Annotated in this window: 22 protein-coding genes; 5 read left to right on the top strand and 17 right to left on the bottom strand. The window is 68.5% G+C overall.

All coding sequences use genetic code 11. The features are described from left to right. Positions 1–4: 4 nt before the first annotated feature. The 7 genes from IEX05_RS07140 to IEX05_RS07110 all read right to left on the bottom strand — a co-directional run bounded on the left by IEX05_RS07140 (position 5) and on the right by IEX05_RS07110 (position 7,888). A complete protein-coding gene (locus IEX05_RS07140) occupies positions 5–940 on the bottom strand; it encodes a glycosyltransferase (RefSeq protein ID WP_188700668.1) in 936 nt (311 codons plus the stop codon). A 55-nt stretch (positions 941–995) separates the two neighbouring features. Next, positions 996–1,730: an ABC transporter ATP-binding protein gene (locus tag IEX05_RS07135; protein WP_188700667.1), complete on the bottom strand. Its 735-nt coding sequence runs from the start codon at positions 1,728–1,730 to the stop codon at positions 996–998. Next, the gene (locus tag IEX05_RS07130; protein WP_188700666.1) at positions 1,730–2,533 is read right to left on the bottom strand and encodes an ABC transporter permease; all 804 of its coding nucleotides are present in this window, start codon (positions 2,531–2,533) and stop codon (positions 1,730–1,732) included. Before IEX05_RS07130 ends, IEX05_RS07135 begins: the two co-directional genes overlap by 1 nt. A gap of 6 nt (positions 2,534–2,539) precedes the next feature. Next, complete coding sequence (gene glf / locus IEX05_RS07125) at positions 2,540–3,682, bottom strand: UDP-galactopyranose mutase (protein ID WP_188700665.1); 1,143 nt, start codon at positions 3,680–3,682, stop codon at positions 2,540–2,542. 63 nt (positions 3,683–3,745) lie between these two features. Continuing rightward, positions 3,746–4,609 (bottom strand): glycosyltransferase family A protein, encoded by an 864-nt coding sequence (locus tag IEX05_RS07120; RefSeq protein ID WP_188700664.1) that lies wholly within the window; start codon positions 4,607–4,609, stop codon positions 3,746–3,748. A gap of 42 nt (positions 4,610–4,651) precedes the next feature. Continuing rightward, positions 4,652–5,866: a polysaccharide pyruvyl transferase family protein gene (locus tag IEX05_RS07115; protein ID WP_188700663.1), complete on the bottom strand. Its 1,215-nt coding sequence runs from the start codon at positions 5,864–5,866 to the stop codon at positions 4,652–4,654. A gap of 3 nt (positions 5,867–5,869) precedes the next feature. Next, on the bottom strand, positions 5,870–7,888 hold the full coding sequence (locus IEX05_RS07110; protein WP_188700662.1) for an LGFP repeat-containing protein: 2,019 nt from the start codon (positions 7,886–7,888) through the stop codon (positions 5,870–5,872). Between the two features lie 77 nt (positions 7,889–7,965). Between IEX05_RS07110 and IEX05_RS07105 the strand changes: the two genes are divergently transcribed. Next, complete coding sequence (locus IEX05_RS07105) at positions 7,966–9,033, top strand: glycosyltransferase (RefSeq protein WP_188700661.1); 1,068 nt, start codon at positions 7,966–7,968, stop codon at positions 9,031–9,033. A gap of 15 nt (positions 9,034–9,048) precedes the next feature. Here the strand turns inward: IEX05_RS07105 and IEX05_RS07100 are convergent, their stop codons facing one another. Further along, entirely contained in the window at positions 9,049–10,785 is a 1,737-nt protein-coding gene (locus IEX05_RS07100) for a glycosyltransferase family 2 protein (RefSeq protein WP_188700660.1), read from the bottom strand. 94 nt (positions 10,786–10,879) lie between these two features. Here IEX05_RS07100 and IEX05_RS07095 point away from each other — a divergent pair, with 94 nt between their 5' ends. Continuing rightward, a complete protein-coding gene (locus IEX05_RS07095) occupies positions 10,880–12,181 on the top strand; it encodes a UDP-glucose dehydrogenase family protein (protein ID WP_188700659.1) in 1,302 nt (433 codons plus the stop codon). Between the two features lie 4 nt (positions 12,182–12,185). Continuing rightward, a complete protein-coding gene (locus IEX05_RS07090; RefSeq protein WP_188700658.1) occupies positions 12,186–13,097 on the top strand; it encodes a glycosyltransferase family 2 protein in 912 nt (303 codons plus the stop codon). A gap of 49 nt (positions 13,098–13,146) precedes the next feature. Here IEX05_RS07090 and IEX05_RS07085 read toward each other — a convergent pair whose 3' ends face one another. The 6 genes from IEX05_RS07085 to IEX05_RS07060 all read right to left on the bottom strand — a co-directional run bounded on the left by IEX05_RS07085 (position 13,147) and on the right by IEX05_RS07060 (position 18,531). Then, a complete protein-coding gene (locus IEX05_RS07085) occupies positions 13,147–13,908 on the bottom strand; it encodes an ABC transporter ATP-binding protein (RefSeq protein WP_188700657.1) in 762 nt (253 codons plus the stop codon). After that, positions 13,908–14,792, bottom strand: a complete 885-nt coding sequence (locus IEX05_RS07080) for an ABC transporter permease (RefSeq protein WP_229661177.1) — start codon at positions 14,790–14,792, stop codon at positions 13,908–13,910. The genes IEX05_RS07085 and IEX05_RS07080 overlap by 1 nt, the downstream gene beginning before the upstream one ends. Positions 14,793–14,871: 79 nt before the next feature. Continuing rightward, a complete protein-coding gene (locus IEX05_RS07075; RefSeq protein WP_229661176.1) occupies positions 14,872–16,302 on the bottom strand; it encodes an LCP family protein in 1,431 nt (476 codons plus the stop codon). Then, complete coding sequence (gene purE / locus IEX05_RS07070; protein WP_188700808.1) at positions 16,299–16,769, bottom strand: 5-(carboxyamino)imidazole ribonucleotide mutase; 471 nt, start codon at positions 16,767–16,769, stop codon at positions 16,299–16,301. The genes IEX05_RS07075 and purE overlap by 4 nt, the downstream gene beginning before the upstream one ends. Positions 16,770–16,876: 107 nt before the next feature. Next, complete coding sequence (locus IEX05_RS07065) at positions 16,877–18,022, bottom strand: 5-(carboxyamino)imidazole ribonucleotide synthase (protein WP_268237869.1); 1,146 nt, start codon at positions 18,020–18,022, stop codon at positions 16,877–16,879. Then, on the bottom strand, positions 18,019–18,531 hold the full coding sequence (locus tag IEX05_RS07060) for a PH domain-containing protein (protein WP_188700655.1): 513 nt from the start codon (positions 18,529–18,531) through the stop codon (positions 18,019–18,021). The genes IEX05_RS07065 and IEX05_RS07060 overlap by 4 nt, the downstream gene beginning before the upstream one ends. Positions 18,532–18,673: 142 nt before the next feature. Between IEX05_RS07060 and IEX05_RS07055 the strand changes: the two genes are divergently transcribed. Next, positions 18,674–19,405, top strand: coding sequence for a biotin--[acetyl-CoA-carboxylase] ligase (locus tag IEX05_RS07055; RefSeq protein WP_188700654.1), 732 nt, complete (start codon positions 18,674–18,676; stop codon positions 19,403–19,405). A gap of 111 nt (positions 19,406–19,516) precedes the next feature. Here IEX05_RS07055 and IEX05_RS07050 read toward each other — a convergent pair whose 3' ends face one another. The 3 genes from IEX05_RS07050 to IEX05_RS07040 all read right to left on the bottom strand — a co-directional run bounded on the left by IEX05_RS07050 (position 19,517) and on the right by IEX05_RS07040 (position 22,602). Beyond that, on the bottom strand, positions 19,517–19,705 hold the full coding sequence (locus IEX05_RS07050) for an acyl-CoA carboxylase subunit epsilon (RefSeq protein WP_188700653.1): 189 nt from the start codon (positions 19,703–19,705) through the stop codon (positions 19,517–19,519). Continuing rightward, a complete protein-coding gene (locus IEX05_RS07045; RefSeq protein WP_188700807.1) occupies positions 19,702–21,273 on the bottom strand; it encodes an acyl-CoA carboxylase subunit beta in 1,572 nt (523 codons plus the stop codon). The genes IEX05_RS07050 and IEX05_RS07045 overlap by 4 nt, the downstream gene beginning before the upstream one ends. Before the next feature lie 108 nt (positions 21,274–21,381). Beyond that, entirely contained in the window at positions 21,382–22,602 is a 1,221-nt protein-coding gene (locus IEX05_RS07040) for a class I SAM-dependent RNA methyltransferase (RefSeq protein WP_188700652.1), read from the bottom strand. A 111-nt stretch (positions 22,603–22,713) separates the two neighbouring features. Between IEX05_RS07040 and IEX05_RS07035 the strand changes: the two genes are divergently transcribed. Next, positions 22,714–23,352, top strand: coding sequence for a Maf family protein (locus IEX05_RS07035; protein WP_188700651.1), 639 nt, complete (start codon positions 22,714–22,716; stop codon positions 23,350–23,352). The last annotated feature ends 2 nt before the right edge of the window (positions 23,353–23,354 follow it).

Below are 23,354 nucleotides of genomic sequence, written 5' to 3'. Positions count from 1 at the left end.
CCGGTCAGCGGCTCGGCGCGCTGTACTGCAGGTAGAGCAGGCGGCTCGTCTCGCGCCGTGCCTTCAACACCCCGTCGAGAATGAGCCCCACGGCCCAGGTGAGCGCTCCCATGACGCCGAAGGCGACCGTGAGGATCGCCGTCGGGAAACGGGGCACGAGGCCCGTCTGCGCGAACTCGATGATGAGAGGAACCCCGAGGACCAGTCCGACGAGCACCAGGATCGTGCCGAGGATTCCATAGAAGAACAGCGGACGCTCGTGACGGATCAGCTGCATGACGAGGTTCAGGATCCGGAACCCGTCGTGATAGGTGCGCAGCTTGCTCTCGCTGCCCGCGGGACGGTCCTTGAAACCGACCGCGACCTCCGTCTGCGGCACGCGCAGGCTCATGACGTGCACCGTGAGCTCGGTTTCGATCTCGAACTCGCGCGACGCGGCGGGGAAGCTCTTCACGAAGCGCCGCGACATGACGCGGTACCCGCTCAGCATGTCGCTGACCTCGTCGCCGAAGATGCCGCCGACGAGCCAGTTGAAGCCCTTGTTTCCGAGCTCGTGGCCTGCGCGATAGGCCGACTCGGCCTCCTCCGGCTGGGTCCGCACGCCGAGGACGTGGTCATAGGGGCCCTCCCGCAGGGCGCGGATCATCTCCGGCAGCGCGGCCGCGTCGTAGGTGTCGTCGCCATCGATCATGACGTAGATGTCGGCGTCGATGTCCGCGAACGCTCGCCGCACGACGTTGCCCTTGCCCTTACGGCTCTCGCGGCGCACGATTGCGCCCGCCGCCTCGGCGACCTCCGCCGTGCGGTCCGAGCTGTTGTTGTCGTAGACGTAGATCGTCATCTCGGGGACCGCCGCGCGCAGATCCGCAACGACCTGGCCGATCGCGACCTCTTCGTTGTAGCAGGGAACGATCGCGGCGATCTCGGGGGATGTCGTCATCAGAGGGAGTGTCCTTCATGGGTCGGCACGACCGGGCAGGCGTCGCGCCCGCCGGTCAGTTGTCGCTGTTGTAAGCCTTCAGCACGTCGGCGAGCGGACCGTCCAGCACCAGGCGGTGATCGCGGATATACAGTCCTCGCGTGCAGAACCGCTTGAGGTCGGATTCGTGGTGACTGACGAAGAAGAGCGTCCGCCCGTCGGCGAGCATCTCGTCGATGCGCGCATAGCACTTCTCTCGGAACGCTTTGTCGCCCACGGCGAGCACCTCGTCGACGAGGAGGATCGGCTCGTCGAGCTGCGAGACGACCGAGAACGCGAGCCGGACCTTCATGCCGTTCGAGAGATGGCGGTACGGCGTGTCCTGGAAGTCCTCCAGCTCGGCGAAGGAGATCATCGCGTCGTAGCGCTCGGCGATCTGCGCCTTGGTCATTCCATGTAGGCCCGCGGTCAGACGCACGTTCTCGCGCACCGTCAGGTCGCCGACGAAGCCGCCCGTGATCTCGATGAGCGGCGCCACTCCCCCGTTGACCTGCACGGTGCCGGCGTCGGGCAGGAGCACTCCGGCAACGAGCTTGAGGAGCGTCGACTTCCCCTGCCCGTTTCGTCCGACGACGCCGATCGTCTCGCCGGGCTTGACCGTGAAGCTCACGTCGTCGAGGGCCCAGAACTCGTCCTTGGTGTCGCGGCGCTTGCTCCCCGCGAACATCGATTTGATCGATCGGCGGCCTCGACGACCGCGGCGGAAACGGATCCCGAGTCCCGAGACCTCGATGGCGTTGCCGGCGTCCATCACAGCTCCTTCAGAATCTGGCGCTCGAGCCTGCGGAACACCCAGACGCCGATCGCGAGCACGACGACGCTCACGACGACGCTTGTCACGACGGGGGCGGTCTGCCACAGCTCGGGGAAGAACGCCGCGCGGTACATCGTGAAGATGCCGGCGAGGGGGTTGATCAGGCCGAGGAAGTGAAACCCGTCCGGGAGGTCGGTGACGGAGTAGATGATCGGGGTTGCGTAGAACAAGGCGCGAAGGATCAGGCGCGTCGTTCGCTCGAGGTCGCGGTACATGACGCACAGCGGCGCCACGATGAGCCCCAGCCCCGTCAGCAGCATGACCTGCACGAGCACGGCGACCGGGAACCAGAGCACGCCCCAGCCCGGGACCGCGCCGGCGCCGACGGCGAAGATGACGAGCACGGGGAGCGAGCAGAGGAACTCGACGCCCTTCGACAGGATGATCCGGCCGACCCAGATCGACCTCGGGATCGCCGTGGAGCGCACCAGCTTCGCGTCACGGCTGAACGCCTTCGTGAAATCCGAGATCGAGGTGTTGAACCAGACCCAGGGCAGCAGGGCGCTGATGAGGAAGACGATGTAGGGCTCGGCCCCCGTAGACCGATGGAAGATCTGAGTGAAGACGAACCAGTAAATGCCGCTCATCACGAGCGGATCGAGCACGCTCCACAGGTAGCCGAGCCAGCTCGTCGCATAACGCACGCGCAGGTCGCGCGCCGAGAGCAGCCAGAGCGAATGGAGGTTTCGTCGTAGCGTTCCCGGCGCGCCTACCGTGCCGTGAGATCCGTCGGACCGCAACGTGGCCTAGGCCAGCTTGTTGTTCCACATCGACAGCGCGGAGCCGATGGCCATGTGCATGTCGAGGTACTGATACGTGCCGAGACGGCCGCCGAAGTACACGTCCTTCTCGTCCTTCTGCAGCTCGCGGTACGCGAGGAGACCGCTGCGGTCCTCCGGGGTGTTGATCGGGTAGTACGGCTCGTCGTTGCCCTCGGCGAAGCGCGAGAACTCGCGCATGATGACCGTCTTGTCGGTCGGGTAGCGGTCCGCGCGCTCCGGGTGGAAGTGCTTGAACTCGTGGATGCGCGTGAACGGCACGTCGGCATCCGGGTAGTTCATCACCGGGGTGCCCTGGAAGTCACCGACCTGCAGCACCTCCTGCTCGAAGTCGAGCGTGCGCCAGCTCAGGGCGCCTTCCGAGTAATCGAAGTAGCGGTCGACCGGGCCCGTGTACACGACGGGGATCTGGCCGGTGACGGCGGCCTTGTTGAACGGCTGCGACGCGTCGAAGAAGTCGGTGTCGAGCTTCACCGTGATGTTCGGGTGGTCGGCCATGCGCTCGAGCCACGCCGTGTATCCGTCGGTCGGCAGGCCCTCGTGCGTGTCGTTGAAGTAGCGGTTGTCGTAGTTGTAGCGCACGGGGAGGCGGCTGACGATATCGCCCGAGAGCTTCTTCGGGTCGGTCTGCCACTGCTTCGCGGTGTAGTCGCGGAAGAACGCCTCGAAGAGCGGGCGCCCCACCAGGGCGATGCCCTTCTCCTCGAAGTTCTTCGCCGTGGCGACGTCGAACTCGCCCGCCTGCTCCCGCACCAGCGCGCGCGCCTCGTCGGGCGAATACGCGGCCTGGAAGAACTGGTTGATCGTGCCCAGGTTCACCGGCATGGGGAAGACCTGGTTCTTGTGGTTCGTGTACACCTTGTGCACGTAGTTCGTGAAGGTCGTGAAGCGGTTCACGTACTCCCACACCGTCTCGTTCGAGGTGTGGAACAGGTGCGCGCCGTAACGGTGCACCTCGATGCCCGTCTCGGGCTCGTCCTCGCTGTATGCGTTGCCGCCGATGTGGTGGCGGCGCTCGATGACGGTTACCTTGCGGCCCGCGTTCGCGGCGCGCTCGGCGATCGTGAGGCCGAAGAAGCCCGAGCCGACGACAAGAAGATCGGTGTCCATGCGCCCATTCTGTCATCGAGCATTCTGCAATCCTGACAGCTTCGCACGAATGTCACGAAAACATCACGCCTGTTTTCCTCGGAGGCGCAACACCCGGCGCACTCGGCGCGCGATCGCGCGACGCAGGCTCAGTCCCTGGCATCGCCACCAGCGCACGGGCAGCGGGTGGTCGTGCGTGATCCCGAACTCCCTCGCGACGGCGCGCGGCATCATCCGAGCCTCTCCGTCGATCCGCTTCCCCGAGTGGTTCTCGCCCGTGTCGACGTGATAGACCGAGCCGGGCACCGGCAGCCGTTCGAGCGGGTACCCGTGCTCCGCGAACCACTTCTCGGCGTCGCGGTGCTTGCCGAGGATAAAGCGGGCGCGCTCGCCGAACGCCTCCCACACCTCCGCCTGCGAAGCGGACACCGGAAGCTCGTCCGGAACGGCGTACGCGCTCCACGGCGCGATGTAGCACGTGCCGCATACCCGGTACATGTCGTCGATCCGCTCGCCCGCGCCGCGGAGCGCGGAGTAGCGCCAGCCGTCCGCCACGTACCAGCCGAGCGAGCCCTCGGGCTGCTCCCCCACCCAGCGCACCAGCCCGCGGTGCACGAAGTCGTCGGCATCGGTGACCATGACGTAGTCCGGTGAGTACGCCCGGGCCGCCAGCAGGCCGACGGCGAGCTTACTGCCCTTGTCGGCGATCACCGCCTCCCACCGCTCCTCGCGCTTCGTCGGTTCCGCGGCCGCAGGGAAGTCGACGTAGACGAATCGAGTGCGCGCCGGAAGCTCGAACGAGGGGGCGCGATTGCCGACGACGATGACGACGTAGTCGTCGCTCGTCTGCTGCTCGATCGACCTCAGCGTCCGGCGCAGGAGCTCCTCGACGCGGTCGTAGTCGGAGGCGTTGTCCGGGTGGCGGAGCGATGTCACGAAGGCGAGCACGCGCCGCAGTCTATTCGCGGAGCATCGGAGGACGCCGGAGGCTCACCTGCGGAACCAGCGGCGAGCCCTCGCGGGCTCCGGCGGGGAACTCGTCTCGCCGAGGTGCGCGACGCCCTCCGAGATGTCCGCGGTGCCGTCGACGATCTCACGCGCGAGCGAGACCTTCCCCGTCGCGATGACGCGGGCGATGATGGCGTCCGGCGAGGCCTCCGGCGCCTCGCCCTCCAGGCGGCGGCGCAGCGCGCGCGCCACGCGCTGATCCGTCGCGCCGTGGGGGTCCGTGTCGCGCAGGTAGCGTAGCGCGGCAGACCGCACCTCCGGCAGGGCGGATCCGTCGCTCGCGCGCTCGAGGGCGTCGACGAGCGCCCGGGGTTGTTCCGCGATCAGCTGCTGCGCGCGCAGGAGCGCCTGCGCGGCCGGATCCGAGGCGTCCCTGCCTACGGCGAGGGCGAGCTCGCCCAGCGCGCGCACCGCCGCACGGCGCGCCGGGGCGTACCCGCTCGAACTCTCGTCGAACGTGCGCGGCGCCTCCCACAACTCGCGCGGGAACGCGCGCTCGATCGCATCGAGATCGACGTCTGCGGGCGGAACGGGCCCGAGGTCGAGGGCCTCGTCGACGCTCCCGGCGAACCGCACATCTGCGCGCCCCGTGCCCGCGTAGTAGTCGAGGTACTTGAACGCGTGCTCGGCGCGGGGCACGAGCGGCCGCGAGGGAATGCCGTACGCGTCGGCGATCACGAGCGCGTGCAGCGAACTTGCGACCACGAAACCCGCGCCCCGGATCTCCGCAGCGATCTGTACCGGGTCGCCTAAGGGGCTCAGGACATGCTCCCCCGCCACGCGATCGAGCTCGTTGAGGTTCGGCATCACCAGCAGCTCGCGGTGGGCGCCGACCGGCACGTCGAAGAGCCGGGGCATCAGGAGCGCGGGGTCGCCGAACACGGCGGGAACCTCGAGCCCGTGTCCCTGCAGCACGGCCCTCGTGAGCGGTCCGCGCACCGCGCGGACGTCGAGCGGGTGTTGCAGCGTCTGGCGCACCTTGCCGTTGATTCCCGCTCCCCACACGACGTCCCCGCGCCGCCCGAAGTGGATCACGGATCCGACGGAGAGGAGGCGGCCCGCGCCGTCAGCGCCCTCGGGCGCGAGGGCGCTGACGAGCAGGGGGCCGATCTCGTCGCCGAAGTTCGCGGATCCGCCGTCGTCCGGAACCCAGTGCGGGACGGCGACGCCGCGTACGGTCTCGTCGTAAAAGCCCACGGGTCAGTTGTAGCGGTAGATGGTGCCGCGGCCCGGCGTCCACTGAATGTAGCCGTGCTGGAAACTTTGTCGGCACGCTCCGCCGCTGTAGCGGCAGTTCTCGCCGCTGGTCGGGTATCCGAGGCGGCTGTGTTCGTTACCGAGGGCCTGGTACTGGTTCATGATCGAGCCGTAGATCGGGTGGGAGCCGCTGTTCTTGCTCCAGTAGACCTTGCCGCCCTGGAACTGCTGATAGCAGCCGTCGCTCGGGAGCCCGCACTTCATGGCCTTCGTCGGGTAGCCGAGCTTGCCCTTCTCCTTGTCGACCGCGCGCCAACCGCCGAGCGTGCGCGAGGTCGTCGCGTGGGCGCCCGTCGAGGAGGTCCAGTAGGTGGCTCCGTGATCGAACTGCTGGTAGCAGCCTCCGCTCGCGAGCCCGCAGACCATCGTGCGGGTCGGGTAGCCGAGCGCGCCCTTCTCTCGGTTCTGCTCGCTCCAGCCGGTCACCATCGCGCTCGTCACCGGAACGGATCCGTTGTGCGGCGTCACGTAGACCATGCCGCCCTCGAACGACTGGTAGCAGCCGCCGTCGACGAGCACGCACCGGCGGCTTCCGTTGGGGAATCCGAGCGCGCCCTTCTCCTTGTCGAGCTTCCACCAGCCGTCGAGAATGTTCTGGCTCACCGCCTGCGCACCCGTCGACTTCTTCCAGTAGATTCCGCCGCCCTGGAACGACTGGTAGCAGCCGCCGCCGGCCAGGTTGCACTTGACGCTGCCGGTGGCCCGGCCGTAGACGCCCGAGGCACCGCCAAGGGCCTTCCACTTCGCCGTGATCGCCTGCTCACCGGCCGAGGGTGCGGGCTTCGACGGCTGGCTCGGCGCCGCCGGCTTCTCGTTGCCGTGCGTCGAGCCGAACCACTCCGTGTAGTAGTTCACGAAGTTGCGGTTGCCGTATGCCGAGCAGGAGTCGCCGACGCCGTAGCCCGCGCGCAGCGCCGCCCGGTTGGGCTGGTACGGCGTGTAGTAGTACAGGGCCGCCGTGGCCTTGTTCTCGATCTTCACGAGCCCCGCGCCGCACGCGATGTTCGGGTGATACCGCACGGGCGAGGTCTTGCCGACGGGGTACCAGTTGAAGTACTTGTCCTTCGTGTAGCGCTGCAGCTGGTAGGCCGCCATGTACATCTGGTTCTGGAAGCCGAAGTACTGCGAGTTGCAGGCCGCGTCGTCGGGGCACGCGTACCCCATCGCGATGTCGTAGCGGAACTGGCTCGGCCACACGTGCGTGACGAGACCCTGCTCCTTCTGGAGCATGACGATGAGCACCTTCTCGCTCACGCCGCACGCCTTCGACACCTTCGAGATGATCTGCGCCGCCGATTCGTTGCGCGCGCCGGAGTACGAACCCGAGCAGTACGAGTTGGGCGACTTCGAGACCGTCGTCATCTTGAAGTCCTTCAGACAGGTGTAGCCGCTGTCGCAGCGCGGCACCTTCTTGTCGAAGAAGTACTGAATCTGCGACGCCGTCATCGTGCCGCTCGTGAACATCTTCGAGTCGCTGATGATGTTGCCCGCGTTGAACGCAGTGGCCGCCGTGGCCGACAGCGAGGTGAGCTGCGAGGTAAACGCGCCGGGGTCGAGCTCGTCGGCCGTGTTGCTGCCGACGTAGTCACCGCCGTCGGGCGTCGGGATCGCCGCGACCTCGTCCGCGCTCACGGCGCTCTGCTCCGTGACGATCGGGGCGTCCTCGCCCGCCTCCTCCTCGGTGCTCACGGCGTCCTGCTCGGTGACGACCGCGGAATCCTCGGCCACCTCCTCTTCGGTGGTCGCGGCGCTCTGCTCCGAGACAGCCGCGGGATCCTCGGGGACCTCTTCTCCGGTGGTCGCGGCGCTCTGCTCCGAGACGACCGCGGGATCCTCGGGGACCTGCTCGTCGGCGAATGCGGCCGCGGGGGCCAGCGATCCGACGACGGCGAGAGCGAGGGCCGCACCGAGCAGGGCGCGCGCTTTCCGGGCAGGGCGAGAGAGTATTCCGACGCGACGCATTCGCTTATCGTCTCAGATCTGCCCGTAATACGACACCCGAATGGGGGTCACGCGCCCGCGCGCCGTAGGATCGGGGCATGCGTTCCGGCCCCGAGGTGCTCGTCTTCCCCGCCTATCTCAACAACGCGTTCCTCAATCTGCTGCAGCTGTCGGCGGCCGCGGATGGGTTCCGCATCACGGGTGCCCACACCTTCGACGATCTCGTCTCCGACGCCTCGCGGCTCGGGCGCGGCGACGTGCTGCACCTGCACTGGACGACGCCCATCGCCCAGCAGGCCCTGTCCGAGAAGGACGCCCGCTCGCGCGTCGCGACGCTGTCCCGCACTCTCGACAGTCTGCGGGCGCGCGGCGCGAAGCTGGTCTGGACGGTGCACAACAGGCTCCCCCATGAGCTCACCTTCCGCGAGCTCGAGATCGAGTTGATCCGGATCATCGCCGCATCGGCGGACGCGATCCACATCATGGCGCCGCACACGCCCGCGGCGATGTCCGACGTCGTCTCCCTCGACCCGCGCAAGATCCGCCACATCCCGCACCCGAGCTACGAGGGCGTGTACGACACCTCCGTCACGCGCGCCGAGGCCCGCTCGTCCTTCGATCTCGCCGACGACGACACCGCGGTGCTCTTCCTCGGCCAGATCCGCCCGTACAAGGGCGTCGACGCGCTCGCGAATGCGGCGGCCGAGGCCGATCGTCGCCGCGGCGGCGACATCGTGCTGATGCTCGCGGGTGCCGTGAAGGAGATGCCCCGCGCCGAGTTCCGCGCATCGCTGCCGGCCGGGCTTCGCAGCGTCACCCACCTCGATTTCGTCGACGACGCCGACATCGCGCGCTGGTTCCGCTCGGCGGATGTCGCGTGCTTCCCCTACCGCGCGATCCTCAATTCCGGGAGCGTGCACCTCGCCGCGACGTTCCACGTTCCCGTCATCCTGCCGCGCGACCCCGGCCTCGTCTCGCAGTTCGGCTCGCAGAAGTGGGTGGCGTTCTTCGACCCGACCGATCCCGAGGCGTCGATCGCGGATCTCCTCGCCGCCGACCCCTTTGCCGACGTCGGGCCCGACGATTTCGAGGGATTCCTCGCCGAGATCACGCCGTGGGACGTCGCTCGCGAGTACTCCGGGCTCCTACGGTCGTTGTCGGCATAGGCGCATACCGCCGGATCAGCGGCGCAGCGCCCGCCGCACGAGTGCCAGGGCGCCGCGGACCGACCAGTGTCGTCGCCGCCGGATGACGAGGATCCGGTCCACCACGTCGTAGAGGAAGCTGTCGTGGCGGGAGTACGGCGGAAGCTCCAGCGTCGCGTCGATGTTCCAGACCTGCGCGCCGTCGATGAGCACGGGCGTGAGCGGTCGGTGCATCGGAAGGGCCGCGGCGGGGAAGGCCGCCGTGAAGCTCCGCACCCCGTCGGGGGCGGTGCGCCAGGTGATGCTCGCCGCGCCGACAACGGTCAGTTCGCCGGACCCGATGGTCGCCTCGCCGTCGAACAACGCCACGCGAACGTCCCCGGCGTCGGGCGAGACGGTTCCGTCGAGCGCGACGATCGCGCCGCCCGCGAGCGCATCGATGCGCGCCGCGGCCGCCGCACGACGCGCCCCGCGGTTGTTCGCGCCGGCGGGATTCTGCCACGCCTCCACCGCAAACAGCGCCGCGCGCGGCCCGAGCGCGCTCCGGGCCTCTCGCAGCAGCTCCCCCCACGAAGCGTCCTGAACGCGGGGCTGAGCGAGCTGGCGGGCAAGGCGCTCGAGGATTCGCTCGCGCTCGATCGGCGTCAGGGCGGTCGTGCCGGGCTCTCGCTCGGCGGCATCGGCGGATCCGTCGGAGTCCGCGACCCGGGCGATGGCGGCGCGCCACGTGGCGACGAGGTCGGCCTGCTCTTCGGTGGCGTCTCGCCCCTCGGGGTGACCGCCCGCGACCCGGGCGAGAGCGTGGGCGGCCGCGAAGTCGCCGGCCGCCGCGAGACGCAGCACCGTCGCGCGGAGCGGGCCGACGCTCTCGCTCGGGCCCGGGACGAGCGAGAGCAGCCGGCCGAGCGCCGCTTGCACCTCGGCGTCGCCCACGCCCGGCTCGCGCCAGGCCAGCAGGTATCGGTTCACCGCCACGAAGCCGTCGCGGTCCCACACCAGATCCGAGAACACGCGGGAGACGCCCTCATCGTCGAGCGCCGCGACGAGTGCCGCGCATTCCGCCTCCTGCGTCAGGTAGCTCACGAGGCTCGTCGCCGCCCCGGCGCTCGCCGTCATGGATCCGCTGCCGGGACGCTCACGATAGACGTAGACGACGTCCTCAACGACCTCGATCGACGCCGCCCGGCTCAGCGCCTGAACCATCGGCACGATGTCGTTGGAGCGCGGCACGTCCGGGAACTCGATGCCCGCGTCCCGCCAGAACGAGGTACGGAAGGCGCGGTTCCAGCAGGGGCGGGAGAACAGCAGGCTCGGCTCGTCGGCGAGCGTCACGCCCGTTGCCGGGCGATCGAATGCCGGCATCGCCGCGGTCGGTCGCCACGTGTCCACGGCGCGGAACTTCAGGTAGTCGCCGACGGCCATGTCGGATCCGCTGCGCTCGAGGCTGCCCACGAGAGCGGCATAGGCCCCGTCGGGAATGAGGTCGTCACCATCGGCGAAGATGAGGAAGTCCCCGGCGGCGCTGCGCGCGCCGAGGTTGCGGGCGGATCCGCCCCCAGAGGCCTCGTTCTCGAGGACGCGGACACGCGGATCCCTCGCGGCGTAGGCGCGCGCGAACTCGGCGGTGCCGTCGGTCGAGGCGTCGTCGACGACGATGAGCTCGAGGTCTTCGCGCTGCCGAAGCACTGAGTCGAGGGTCTGCCTCAGCCACGGACGCACGTTGTGCGTGGGGATGATGACCGAGTATGCGGGGCGACGCGAAGTTTCTGACATGTCCGCACCAGGATATGTGAACCCGGTGCATGGCAGGATGGTTGCGGCGCCTCTCGCGGGGTCGTCTCGTGTCGAATACAAGGAGAACCCACCCATGAAGTTGAGTGTGATCGGTTGCGGTTACCTCGGTGCAGTCCACGCGGCCGCGATGGCGTCGCTCGGACACACCGTCGTCGGCATCGACGTCGACCAGGCGAAGATCGACAAGCTCTCCGCCGGACAGACCCCGTTCTACGAGCCCGGGCTCGACGAGATCCTCCGCGCGGGCATCGATTCCGGCCGACTCACCTTCTCCACCGACTACGCCGACCTCGCCGACGCCGAGGTGCACTTCATCGGTGTCGGCACCCCGCAGCGCCGTGACGGTCAGGGCGCGGACATGACCTTCGTCGATGCCGCCACCGACGGCATCCTCAGCTATGCCAAGCCCGGGTCGCTGATCGCGGGCAAGTCGACCGTCCCCGTCGGCACGGCCGCCCGCTTGTCGGAACTCGCGAACGCGAAGGGTGTGCGCCTGGCGTGGAACCCGGAGTTCCTCCGTGAGGGTTTCGCGGTCAAGGACACGGTCGACCCCGACCGTCTCGTCTACGGTGTCGCAGACTCCACCCGTGACGAGGACGTCGCGACGCTCGATGCCGTGTATGCGTCGATCCTCGAGCGGGGAACGCCGCGGCTGGTCACGAACCAGGCCACGGCCGAGCTGGTGAAGGTCGCCGCGAACAGTTTCCTCGCGACGAAGATCAGCTTCATCAACGCGATGGCCGAGATCTCCGAAGTCGCCGGCGCCGACGTGACGCAGCTCGCGGACGCGATCGGTCACGACGTGCGTATCGGGCGGAAGTTCCTCAACGCGGGTGTGGGTTTCGGTGGCGGGTGCCTGCCGAAAGACATTCGCGCGTTCGCGGCCCGTGCGGAAGAGCTCGGCAAGGGCGAGTCGGTGGCGTTTTTGAAGCAGGTCGATGAGATCAACCTGCGTCGCCGTCAGCACGTCGTGGACCGGGTCGTGGACTCCTTCGATGGTCAGGTGTTCGGTCACCGGGTCGCGGTTTTGGGGCTCGCGTTCAAGCCCGATTCGGACGATATTCGTGACTCGCCCGCGTTGGATGTCGCGGTGCGGTTGAAGGGCCTGGGTGCGGAGGTCGTGTCGTTCGATCCGGAAGCGATGGACAACGCCCGTCGCCTGCACCCGCAGCTCGCGTACGCGGACTCGTTGGACGAGGCCCTCGAGGGCGCGGAAGCGGTCGTAATCGTGACGGAGTGGAAGCAGTTCAAGGGCCTCGACCCGGTGGCCACTGCGGCGAAGGTGACGCGCCCGGCCGTGTTCGATGGTCGCAACATCCTCGATCCCGAGGCGTGGAAGGCCGCGGGCTGGACCTACACCGGAATGGGACGCTGAACAGATGACCGTGGAGCCGCGCGTCGCGGTCGTCGTGCGCACGAAGGATCGCCCGAAGTTCCTCGATCGCGCGCTCCGCAGCATCACGTCCCAGACCCTGCGCGAGTGGGAGTGCATCGTCGTCAACGACGGCGGTGACGCCGCCGAGGTCGACCGCATGGTCGCCCGGGTGCCCGAGGCCCACCGGGAGCGCGTGCGCGTGCTGCACCGCGAGACCTCGCACGGCCGGTGGGCCAGCGCGAACGCCGGCGTGCGCCTCACGAGCGCTCCCCTGCTCGTGCTCCACGACGACGACGACTCGTGGCACCCCGAGTTCCTCGCTCGGGCGGTCGACTATCTCGAGCGCCCGAGCAACGCCGAGCGCGGCGGAGTCGTCTCGCGGATCCAGATCGTCTGGGAGCGGATCGACGGCGACGACTACGTCGAACTCGGCCGCGAGGTCTTCCAGCAGCAGCTGACGGCGCCCACGCTCGGCGACGCCATGCTGTTCAACCGTTTCGTGCCGATCGGCTTCGTCTATCGTCGCGCCCTGCACGACGAGCTCGGCTTCTACGATGAGCGCCTGCCGGTCGTCGGCGACTGGAACTTCGCCCTCAAGGTGCTCGCGCGGGGACCGCTTGAGTTCCTCGACCCCGAGATCCCCTATGCCTACTGGCACCAGCGCCCCGGCACCGACGGATCCGCCGGGAACAGCGTGATCGCGAGCGACGAGGCGCACCGCGCGACCGACGCCCTGCTGCGCGACGAGGCGCTCCGCGCCTACGTGCAGCAGCACGGGCCCGGCCTGCCGCTGTACCTCACGAAGTTCCTCGACCAGCGCCTGGTCGAGATGGAGGACCGCCTGCGCGGCGAGATCGAGCGCTACAGCCTGCCGGAGCGCGCGCTTCGCGTGCTGCGGGCGAAGTTCCGCAAGTAGCAACGACGAGAAAGCGTCGGGCCCCGCGATCTGCGGGGCCCGACGCTTTTCAGTGAGGTGTCGTCCGAATGATGTCGACCGCCTCGGCGATCGGCCCGTCGAACAGCACCTTGTGCTCGTGGATCACGATGCCGCGCGAACACAGGTCCTGCACCATGCCCATCGAGTGACTCACGATGAGCATCGTCACGCCCTGCTGCGCGAGCTCCTTGAGCTTGTCGGAGCACTTCTTCCGGAACGCCTCGTCGCCGACGGCGAGAACCTCGTCCACGAGCAGCACGTCGAGGTCGACGTGGATCGCGACCGCGAACGCCAGGCGCATGAACATGCCGGAGGAGTAGTGCTTGACCTCCTGCTCGATGAAGTCGCCGATCTCGCTGAACGCGACGATGTCGTCGAAGCGCGCGTCGATCTGCTCCTTGGACATGCCGAGGATCGCCGCGTTGAGGTAGACGTTCTCACGCCCCGAGAGGTCGGGGTGGAAACCCGCGCCGACCTCGATGAGACCCGCGACGCGCCCCTTCGTGAAGACGCGCCCCTGATCCGGCTGCATGACGCCGGACACCATCTTCAGGGTCGTCGACTTCCCGGATCCGTTGAAGCCCAGCACGGCCACCGACTCGCCCTCGCCGATCTGGAAGCTGACGTCGTCGAGCGCGTGGAACACGTCGGCGCGCACCTTCTTCCCCTTCGTCCAGCCGACGAAGGCCTCCTTGAGGGAGTGCGAGTTGCGCTTGAGGAAGGTCTTGGTGACGTGGTCGACGATGATCGCCGGCGTCTTCTCGGAGGTCTGAATGATCGTGTCTGACATCACAGGTCCTGTGCGAAGGTGCGCTCGAAGCGGCGGAAGACGAGCTGTCCGACGACGACGAGAATCACGCTGATGACGATCGCGACGAGCGCGTAGGTGCCGAAGTGCGGCGGGAAACCGATCCAGCCGCCGGGGTTGTCCGCGTCGACGCGGGGCACGGTCTCCGCCCAGAACCCGTAGTGCATGAACTCGACCGCGATCGTGATCGGGTTGCACATGTAGATGTGCCCGGCGACGGTGCCCATCTTGTCGGGGATCAGCTGCCACGTATACAGCACGGGGGATGCCCACGTCGCGAGCTGCCGAATCACCTCCGCGAAGTTCTCGGCGTCGCGGAAGCGCACGTTCAGGCCCGCGAAGAGCAGGCCGAGGCCGAAGGCGATCAGCGCGATCAACGCGAGCCCCGCGAGAACGGATCCGATCTCGCCGAAGCCGGGTCGCCAACCGTAGAAGACCGCGACCACGAGGAGGATCGCGAGCTGCGGCAGGAAGTGAATGAACGCGTTGATGATCGCCGCGACCGGGAACAGCTCTCGGGGCAGGTAGATCTTGCGCACGAGCGCCTTGTTGCCGACGATCGCCGTCGTCGCGTTCCCGAAGGCCTCGTTGAAGAACTGCACCGTGATGAAGCCCGAGAACATGTACAGCGGGAAGTTGTCGACGTTGTCGCGCTGACCGAAGATGAAGCCCATCACCAGGAAGTAGATGAAGAACTGGATCAGCGGCTTGACGTACGACCACGTCCAGCCGAGCGTCGAGTTGCGGTATCGCGTCGCGGTGCCCTTGCGCACCAGAAGCGTCAGCAGGTACCGCCACCGGATCACATCGAGGATGCCTCGGCTGCGTCCCGGAACGTCGTATTGGTTCAGGTCGATCGTGGTCACAGCGCCGCGCCTCGCAGGGTTCGTCCGCAGAAAGTCACACTGGATCCTATCGCTCGGCTCCTCCCGAATCTGGGAGGGATCACTCGGACTGCTCGCCCGGGTGCAGGGCGGCGTCGATCTTCTGGTGGATCATCTCGACGTCCGGCCACACCTGGTCGACGCCGTTGTCGGGGTTGAGCTCGATCGTCTGCGTCTCGTGTTCGCCTGACTTCACCGCGAGGTCGAGGAAGGTCGACGCGAGATCGTCCGGGATGTCGGTTTCGACGACCGCCGTTCCGGCGTTCTTGATGTCGCCGAGCTTCGTCAACAGGATATTGGGCTTCATCTGATTGAGAAGCGCCGTCTGCAACTCGCGCTGGCGCTCCATGCGGTCCCAGTCGCTCGTGGTGTAGCGCGAGCGGGCGTACCAGAGCGCCGTCTCGCCGTTCATGTGCTGCTCCCCCGGCTCGATCCAGCCCGTCGCCCACTCTTCGGCCGGCTGGCCGTCGTATGCCGGGCCGCCACCCTCGGGCAGGCGCTCCTCGACCGTGATGTCGACGCCGCCGACGGCATCGATGAGCGCGCCGAAGCCGTGCATGTCGATCGAGATGTAGTACTGCACGTCGATGCCCAGCAGCCCCGAGGCGGCGTCCTTCGTCGCCTCGATCTCGGGCAGCGAGTCCTGCTCGCGCGCCTCCGGGTACAGCGTGTCGCCGCGGTCCTCGCGGCAGAACGACACCGCGTTCGTGAGCTGGTTGATCCCGGAATTCCACCCGCAGGTGGGGTCGGCGTGGCCCTCGAAGTAGTTCGGGTAGAGCTCGCGCATGGGGCTGTCCTCGCTGAACGGCACGTGCTCGAGGTCGCGCGGGATGCCCGTGATCGTCATCGCGCCGGTCTCGGCGTTGATCGACACGATGGAGATGCTGTCGTAACGCAGCGAGTCGCGGCCGTCGCCCGAGTCGGCGCCCAGCAACGCGACGTTGTAGTAGCCGTCGCTCGGCGGCTTGGTCAGCGAGTTGCTCGACAGGTTCTGGCTGAAGGCGCTGCTGATCGTGAAGATGCTCTTCGCGGCGAAGCCGCCCGCGATGACCTGCACGACCGTGAGGAGGAGGCAGGCCACGAGGACGAAGAAGCGCTGCGGCGCGGGCACCCGCACGACACGCACGAGGCGCAGGGTGTCGAGGCTCAGCACCAGCCACAGCACCGTGTAGCCGACGGCGACCAGGCCGAGGGCGTACAGCACCCAGGCGTTCGCGAGCACGCCGATCAGGGCGGGGCGCGCGACGAATGCCGCGACCAGCACGGCGACCACGACGACCCATAGGAGGAGCATCGCACCGAGGCCGAACTTCGCCAGGCGGCGGTTCCCGGCCGCCGCCTGCGCGGTGCCCGGGAAGAGGAAATTGAGCAGGACCAGCCACCAGCCGCGCCTCGCCATCAGCCGGGGATTACCCGGCTCAGGTCGTCGAAGCGGTGCTTGGTCGATGACGGTGCCGCCCGGCGCCGCCGTCCATTCGGCGGCACGGGTCACGCGAGCGATTCCTTCAGTCGACGGTTCTTCTCCTCGACCTGACGCTCGAGATCCTTCGCGTAGGCCTCGACCCGATCCGCGATCTCCGGGTCACCGGATCCGATGATTCGCGCGGCGAGCAGGCCCGCGTTCTTCGCGCCGTTGATCGACACCGTCGCCACCGGGATCCCCGCGGGCATCTGCACGATGGACAGCAGCGAGTCCATCCCCTCAAGGGTCTTCAGCTGCACCGGCACCCCGATCACAGGCAGCGCCGTCAGCGACGCGAGCATGCCGGGCAGGTGCGCCGCGCCGCCCGCGCCCGCGATGATCGCCTTCAGGCCGCGCGAGCGCGCCTCCCGCCCGTAGCTGACGAGCTTGTCGGGCGTGCGGTGGGCCGAGACGACCTCCACCTCGTGAGCGATACCGAACTCGGTGAGCGCCGCCGACGCGTCCTGCATGATGCGCCAGTCGGAGTCCGAGCCCATGACGACGCCGACGAGAGGGGTTTCAGATGAGTGAAGCACCCACCCAGAGTATGTGACCCTTTTGTGATCTGCTGTGAAGCGCGGCACCGAGACGGGTGCGCTTCGGCCTAGGCGAAGAACGCCGCGGCGGCGCGCGCGGTGTACACGGCCTCGTCGAGGTCGTCGTCCGCGACGTTGATGTGGCCGACCTTGCGGCCCGGGCGGGACGCCTTGCCGTAGGTGTGGATCTTCGCGGCGGGGTAGGCCTGCATGGCGACGGCGAAGCGCTCGTCGATGTCCACGCCCTGGGGGCCGCCGAGGATATTGATCATGCACGCGGCGTCGCGAAGGGTGTCGGTCGCGCCGAGCGGCAGGTCGCAGACCGCCCGCAGGTGCTGCTCGAACTGGCTCGTGACCGCGCCGTCCTGGGTCCAGTGTCCGCTGTTGTGAGGGCGCATGGCGAGCTCGTTGACGAGGAGCCGCTCGTCGCTCGTCTCGAAGAGCTCGACCGCGAGCATTCCCGTGACTCCGAGCGACTCGGCGATCTGCGTACCGATCTGCGCGGCGACCTCGATCGCGCGCTCCGACGCACCCGGCGCCGGCGCGAAGACCTCGGCGCACACGCCGTCCTTCTGCACGGACTCGACGACCGGGTACACGATCATCTGGCCCGACGGACGGCGCGCCACCTGCTGGGCGAGCTCGCGACGGAAGTCGACGAGCTCCTCCACGAGGATCTGCTCCCCCGCGAAGGCCTCGAACCAGTCATCGGCGTCGGCGCCGCTCGACACGACGCGCACACCCTTGCCGTCGTATCCGCCGCGGGGAGTCTTCACGACGGCGCGGCCGCCGTGGTCGTCGAGGAACGACTGCAGCTCGTCGCGCGAGGCCACGCCCGCCCAGTCGGGCTGCGGCACGCCGGCCTCGGCGAGCTTCGCGCGCATGACCAGCTTGTCCTGGGCGTACTGCAGGGCGTCCGGGCCCGGGTGCACCTGCACGCCATCGGCGACGAGGGCGCGCAGGACGTCCTGCGGCACGTGCTCGTGGTCGAAGGTGACGACGTCGACGTCCTTCACGAAGGCGCGGACGGTCTCGAGGTCGGTGTAGTCGCCCACCTGGGTCGCGGCGAGCTGCGCCGACATCCCCTCCTGTTCGGCCAGCACCCGGATCTCGAGGCCGAGCTCCGACGCCGGAGCGATCATCATTCGAGCCAGCTGCCCACCACCGATTACACCGACGCGCTTAGTCATAGCCCCTATTTTGTCAGCTCTCAGCTGTCGGTGCGCATGTAGGGGTCGGCCGCCGCCTGCTGCGCCTGACGGTGCGCGAGGATCTGGCAGATCTCGATCTGGTCGCTGAGCGTCTCGCGCACGAGGCGAGGCGAGTGCACGTCCTTGAGTGCCAGTTCCGCGCCGCCCGAGCTGAGGATCAGCGTGCCGCGCCCGAAGAGGCGCTGGAGCGGCCCGCGCACGACATCGATCCGGTAGCCCGCCGCGTGCATCAGCTCGCTCCGGCGACGAATCAGCAGTCCGCGCGTCACGATGATGCGCCGGGTCGTGAGGATGTAGGTGCGCGAGGCCCAGACCCACCACGGCAGCACCACCGCGAGGAGCACGATCGCGCCCGCGGCGGCGAGTAGCATCCAGTCCTCGTACGGATCCGGCAGGTTCGAATACAGGTAACCTGTGGCCCCGGCGACGGCGATCAGAATGACAGCGGGGATGACGAGCAGCTCGGCGCCGCGACGGAAGGTCGCGATGCGGAGTTCCTGCTGAGCGGTCATGGATCCATTCTCGCCCGAAGGCACTGGATGACCGGTATGCGGCGCCCCGAGACGCTGACTTTTGCGTGAGATTCTGACGATCTCTGCCGTTTTCGGTGGATCCCGCGCGATTGTCCGATTCTCGCGGCCTAGGCTCGAGGGCATGTGGCCGCTGTCTTCCGCCGTTTCTCCTCGCCTCGTGGAGGCGCCGTTCACCGGATCCACGAACGCGGACCTCGTCGCGGCGCTCCGTGGCGGCGAGCAGTGGCCGCACCTGGGCGTGCTCCTCACGCGCGATCAGCGCAGGGGACGCGGGCGGCTCGACCGCGCGTGGCTGGCGCCCGCGGGATCCTCGCTCGCGGTCTCGGTCGCGATCGACGCCGCGCGGATCCCGGCCTCGCGCCGGGGCTGGATCCCGTTGCTCGCGGGCACCGCGATGGCCGGCGCAGCGGGCGAACAGCTCGACGGCGTGGGCGTGAAGTGGCCGAACGACCTGCTCGTCGGCGGGCGCAAGCTGTGCGGGATCCTCGCGGAGGTCGCCACGGCCGATCGCATCGTCGTCGGCGCCGGCATCAACACGCACATGACGGCCGAGCAGCTTCCCGTCGAGACCGCGACGTCGTTCGAGGTTCTGGGCGTCGAGGTCGACGAGGACCGGTTGCTCGCGGGCTATCTCACGCGGCTAGGGGCCCTGCTCGACACGCTCGAACGCGGATCCGTGCGCGACGACGTGCGCGAGGCGTGCATCACGCTGGGCCAGCGGGTGACGGCCCACCTGCCGGGCGGCGACACCCTCACCGGCACGGCGACCGGCCTGGCGGAAGACGGTCGCCTCGAGATCGACGGCACGCCCGTGGGCGCCGGCGATATCATCCACCTGCGCCCCGCGCCCTGAGATTCTGACTCTGGCCCGAGATCCGGGTGTTCCCACGAAAATCGTCAGAATCTCGCGTCATTCTCAGAATCTCACGACACGCGAAACGGGCCCCGAGGGGCCCGTTTCGGGTCAGGACCAGCGATCGCGCGGGAAGGTGCGCAGGCGCTTCGAGCGGATCCAGCGGTCCGGGGCCCCGCGCTCGGGTGCCTTGGCCGTCTCGACCTCCTGCGCGTAGGTCTCGCCGACGACCGCGATGACGGCCGCCAGCTCCTCCTCCGTGGGGTTGCCGCGGGTGACTCGCAGTGCCAGCTCGCTCACAGCGGGATGTTCCCGTGCTTCTTGGGCGGCAGCTCCGCGCGCTTGCGGCGCAGGGCGCGCAGCGCCTTCGCGATCATCACGCGGGTGTGCGCCGGCTCGATGACGCTGTCGATCTCGCCGCGTTCGGCCGCGAGGAACGGGCTCGCCACGTTGTACGTGTACTCGTCGGCGAGCTTCGTCCGCACGGCGGCGACGTCCTCCCCCGCCTCGGTTGCGCGCTTGATCTCGCCGCGGTACAGGATGTTGACGGCGCCCTGGCCGCCCATGACGGCGATCTCCGCGGTCGGCCACGCGAGGTTGACGTCGGCGCCGAGCTGCTTCGACCCCATCACGATGTACGCGCCACCGTAGGCCTTGCGCAGAATCACGGTGACAAGCGGCACCGTCGCCTCGGCGTAGGCGTAGAGCAGCTTCGCGCCGCGACGGATCACGCCCGTCCACTCCTGGTCGGTGCCCGGCAGGTAGCCCGGAACGTCGACGAGCGTGACGACGGGGATCGAGAAGGCATCGCAGAAGCGCATGAATCGCGCGGCCTTCTCGCCGGCCTCGATGTTGAGCGTTCCGGCCATCTGCTTCGGCTGGTTCGCGATGATGCCGACAGAGCGGCCCTCGACGCGAGCGAAGCCCACGACGATGTTCGGTGCGAACAGCGGCTGCACCTCGAGGAACTCACCGCCGTCCGCGATGACCTCGATGACCTCGTTGATGTCGTACGGCTGGTTCGGCGAATCGGGGATGATCGCGTTCAGCTTCTGGTCGAGGTCGTTCGTCTCGAACTCGAAGTCCGACGCGTAGTCGGGCGCGTCCGACATGTTGTTGTCGGGGAGATACCCGAGAAGGCTCCGCGCGTAGTCGAGCGCGTCCTCCTCGTCGGCGGCGAGGTAGTGCGAGACGCCCGAGCGGGTGTTGTGCGTGTGCGCACCGCCCAGCTCCTCCATCCCCACGTCCTCGCCCGTGACCGTCTTGATGACATCGGGGCCCGTGACGAACATCTGGCTGGTCTTGTCGACCATGATCACGAAGTCGGTGAGCGCGGGCGAGTACACGGCACCGCCCGCGGCGGGGCCCATGACGATCGAGATCTGCGGGATCACACCCGACGACTGGGTGTTGAGGCGGAAGATCTCGGCGTACTTGCCGAGCGCGAGCACGCCCTCCTGGATGCGCGCGCCGCCCGAGTCGAGGATGCCGACGATCGGCATGCCGTTCTGCAGGGCGAACTTCATCACCTTGAGGATCTTCTCGCCCGCGACCTCGCCGAGCGAACCGCCGAATGTCGAGAAGTCCTGCGAGTACACGGCGACGACGCGGCCGTGGATCCGGCCCACGCCCGTCACGACGGAGTCGCCGTAGGGCCGCGAGCGGTCCATGCCGAACGCGGTCGTGCGGTGACGCACGTACTCGTCGAGCTCGACGAAGCTGCCGGGATCCATCAGCTGCTCGATGCGCTCACGCGCCGTCTGCTTGCCCTTGGCGTGCTGCTTCTCGGCAGCCACCTTCTCGGGTTCGACAACGGCCTCGTTGTATCGGTTGCGGAGGTCTTGGATCTTCCCCGCGGTGGTCGACATGTCCGGTTCGGTCACGGATTCCACCCTAACGGGACACGAGCACAGACCCTTGGCGGACGTGCACAACGGATCCGCGCGTCGCGTGTCGAATACCGCGAATCGTCGGGATTATCGCGTCAGAACGGCGACGGCCTCGACGTGATGCGAGCTCGGGAAGAGGTCGATGCCCCGCAGCGAGCGCACCGCGTATCCGAGCTCGCGGAACAGCCCGGCGTCGCGCGCGAGCGCCACGGGGTCGCACGCGACGTAGACGACGGCCGCCGGATCCAGCTCCGCGATCCGGCGCACGACCTGCTCCCCCGCGCCCGAGCGGGGCGGATCGAGCAGGGTGATGCCACGGGAGATCGCGTCGGTCGGCTGGAGATGCGAGATGAATCGCTCCACGCGCGCCGAAATGGCCTCGACGGGAAGATCGGCGAGGTTGTCCGCCGCGTGCTGCGTCGCCCGCGGCGACGACTCGACCGTCGTCACCCAGGAGTCGGCGCCGTGCCCGGCGAGCGCGGCGGAGAACAGACCCACGCCGCCGTAGAGGTCGAGGTGGTGGGCGCGCTCGGGGGCGTCAAGCTTCGCGAGCTCGTCACGGACGACGCGATCGAGGGCCGTCGCCGCCTCGCGGTGCACCTGCCAGAAGCCGTCGACGTCGACGTCGAAGCGGCGGCCACCGACGATCTCGACGACGGTTTCCGGATCCTTTTTGCCGCGCGAGCGACCGCGCGCCGCGGGGCGGCGCAGGATCCGCACCTCGCCGTCGGCGGGGTGGACGAGATCGATCCGGCCCTCGCGCTCGCGACCGAGGGCCGCGATCGCGCGCTCGATCGCGGGAGTGGCGAGCGGATAATCGGCCGTCTCGATGACGTCGTTGCTGCGCGCGGCGTAGGGGCCGACGCGGCCGTCTCGGTCGACGTGCAGGCCGACGCGCGTACGGTATCCCGTCCCCGACTCGCGCTCGGAGGCCGGCTCGACGGTCACCTCGACCGCGCCGCCCGCGAAGCGCTCGAATGCCTCCGAGAGGACACGCGCCTTGAGCTCGCGCTGGTGGTCGAGGGCGATGTGCCCGAAATCGGCGCCACCCGGGCGCTGCTCGGGCGCGACCGAGACGTCGGCCTGCCGCCAGATGTGGGGGACGCGGTGCGGCGACGCTTCGAGCACCTCGAGGGTCTCGGCGCGGGCGAACGACTTCTTGACCTGCGTGATGCGTGCGCGCACGCGCTCGCCCGGCAGGGTGTCGGGCACGAACACAACGAGCCCGTCCTCGCCGTGGCGCGCGATAAACACGCCCCCGTGGGCGATACCCGTGATGTCGAGGTCGATGATGTCGCCAGTCTGCATCCCCCAATCCTCCCATCACCCCACTCCACAACTCTGCAAGTCTCCGCACGGTCGTGCGCGAATCGCAGACGACCGCGCGGAGACTTGCGGACGTGAGGGAGACTTGACGGCATGGATGTCTGCCTCGCCTCTACATCTCCGGCCCGATTGATGCTCATGCGACAGGTGGGCATCGAGCCCCGCCTCGCCTCGCCGGGCGTGGACGAGGAGGCCGCCGTCGAACAGCGTGAGGCCGAGCTCGGCCGCCCGCTCACGCCCGACGAGCACGTTTCTTTCCTCGCGCGCGAGAAGGCAAAGGCCGTCGCCGTCGCCCTCGCCGACGACTTCGAGGGCATCGTCATCGGCGGGGACTCGATGTTCGAACTCGACGCCGTCGTCTACGGCAAGCCGCACACGCCGGAGAACGCGATCGCCCGCTGGCGCGAGATGCGCGGCAAGACCGGCACGCTGCACTCGGGTCACTGCGTCATCCGCGTGCAGGACGGCTCGCTGACCCGCGCCGTCCACACCGCTTCCGCGACCGTCAGCTTCGCCGCCGATGTCACCGACGACGAGATCGCCGCCTACGTCGCCACCGGCGAGCCGCTCAACGTCGCCGGCGCCTTCACGGTCGACAGCCTCGGCGCCCCGTTCATCGAGCGCGTCGAGGGCGACCCGTCGACCGTCGTCGGCATGTCGCTGTCAACGATCCGCCGCATGGTGCGCGAGCTCGGCGTGGAGTGGACCTCGCTCTGGAACCGCGCCTCGTAGCA

It is taken from the genome of Microbacterium nanhaiense (assembly GCF_014646015.1).
GTDB classification, from domain to species: domain Bacteria; phylum Actinomycetota; class Actinomycetes; order Actinomycetales; family Microbacteriaceae; genus Microbacterium; species Microbacterium nanhaiense.
The sequence above is the reverse complement of the archived record's forward strand: the minus strand, read 5'-3'. Positions and strand labels throughout refer to the sequence as shown.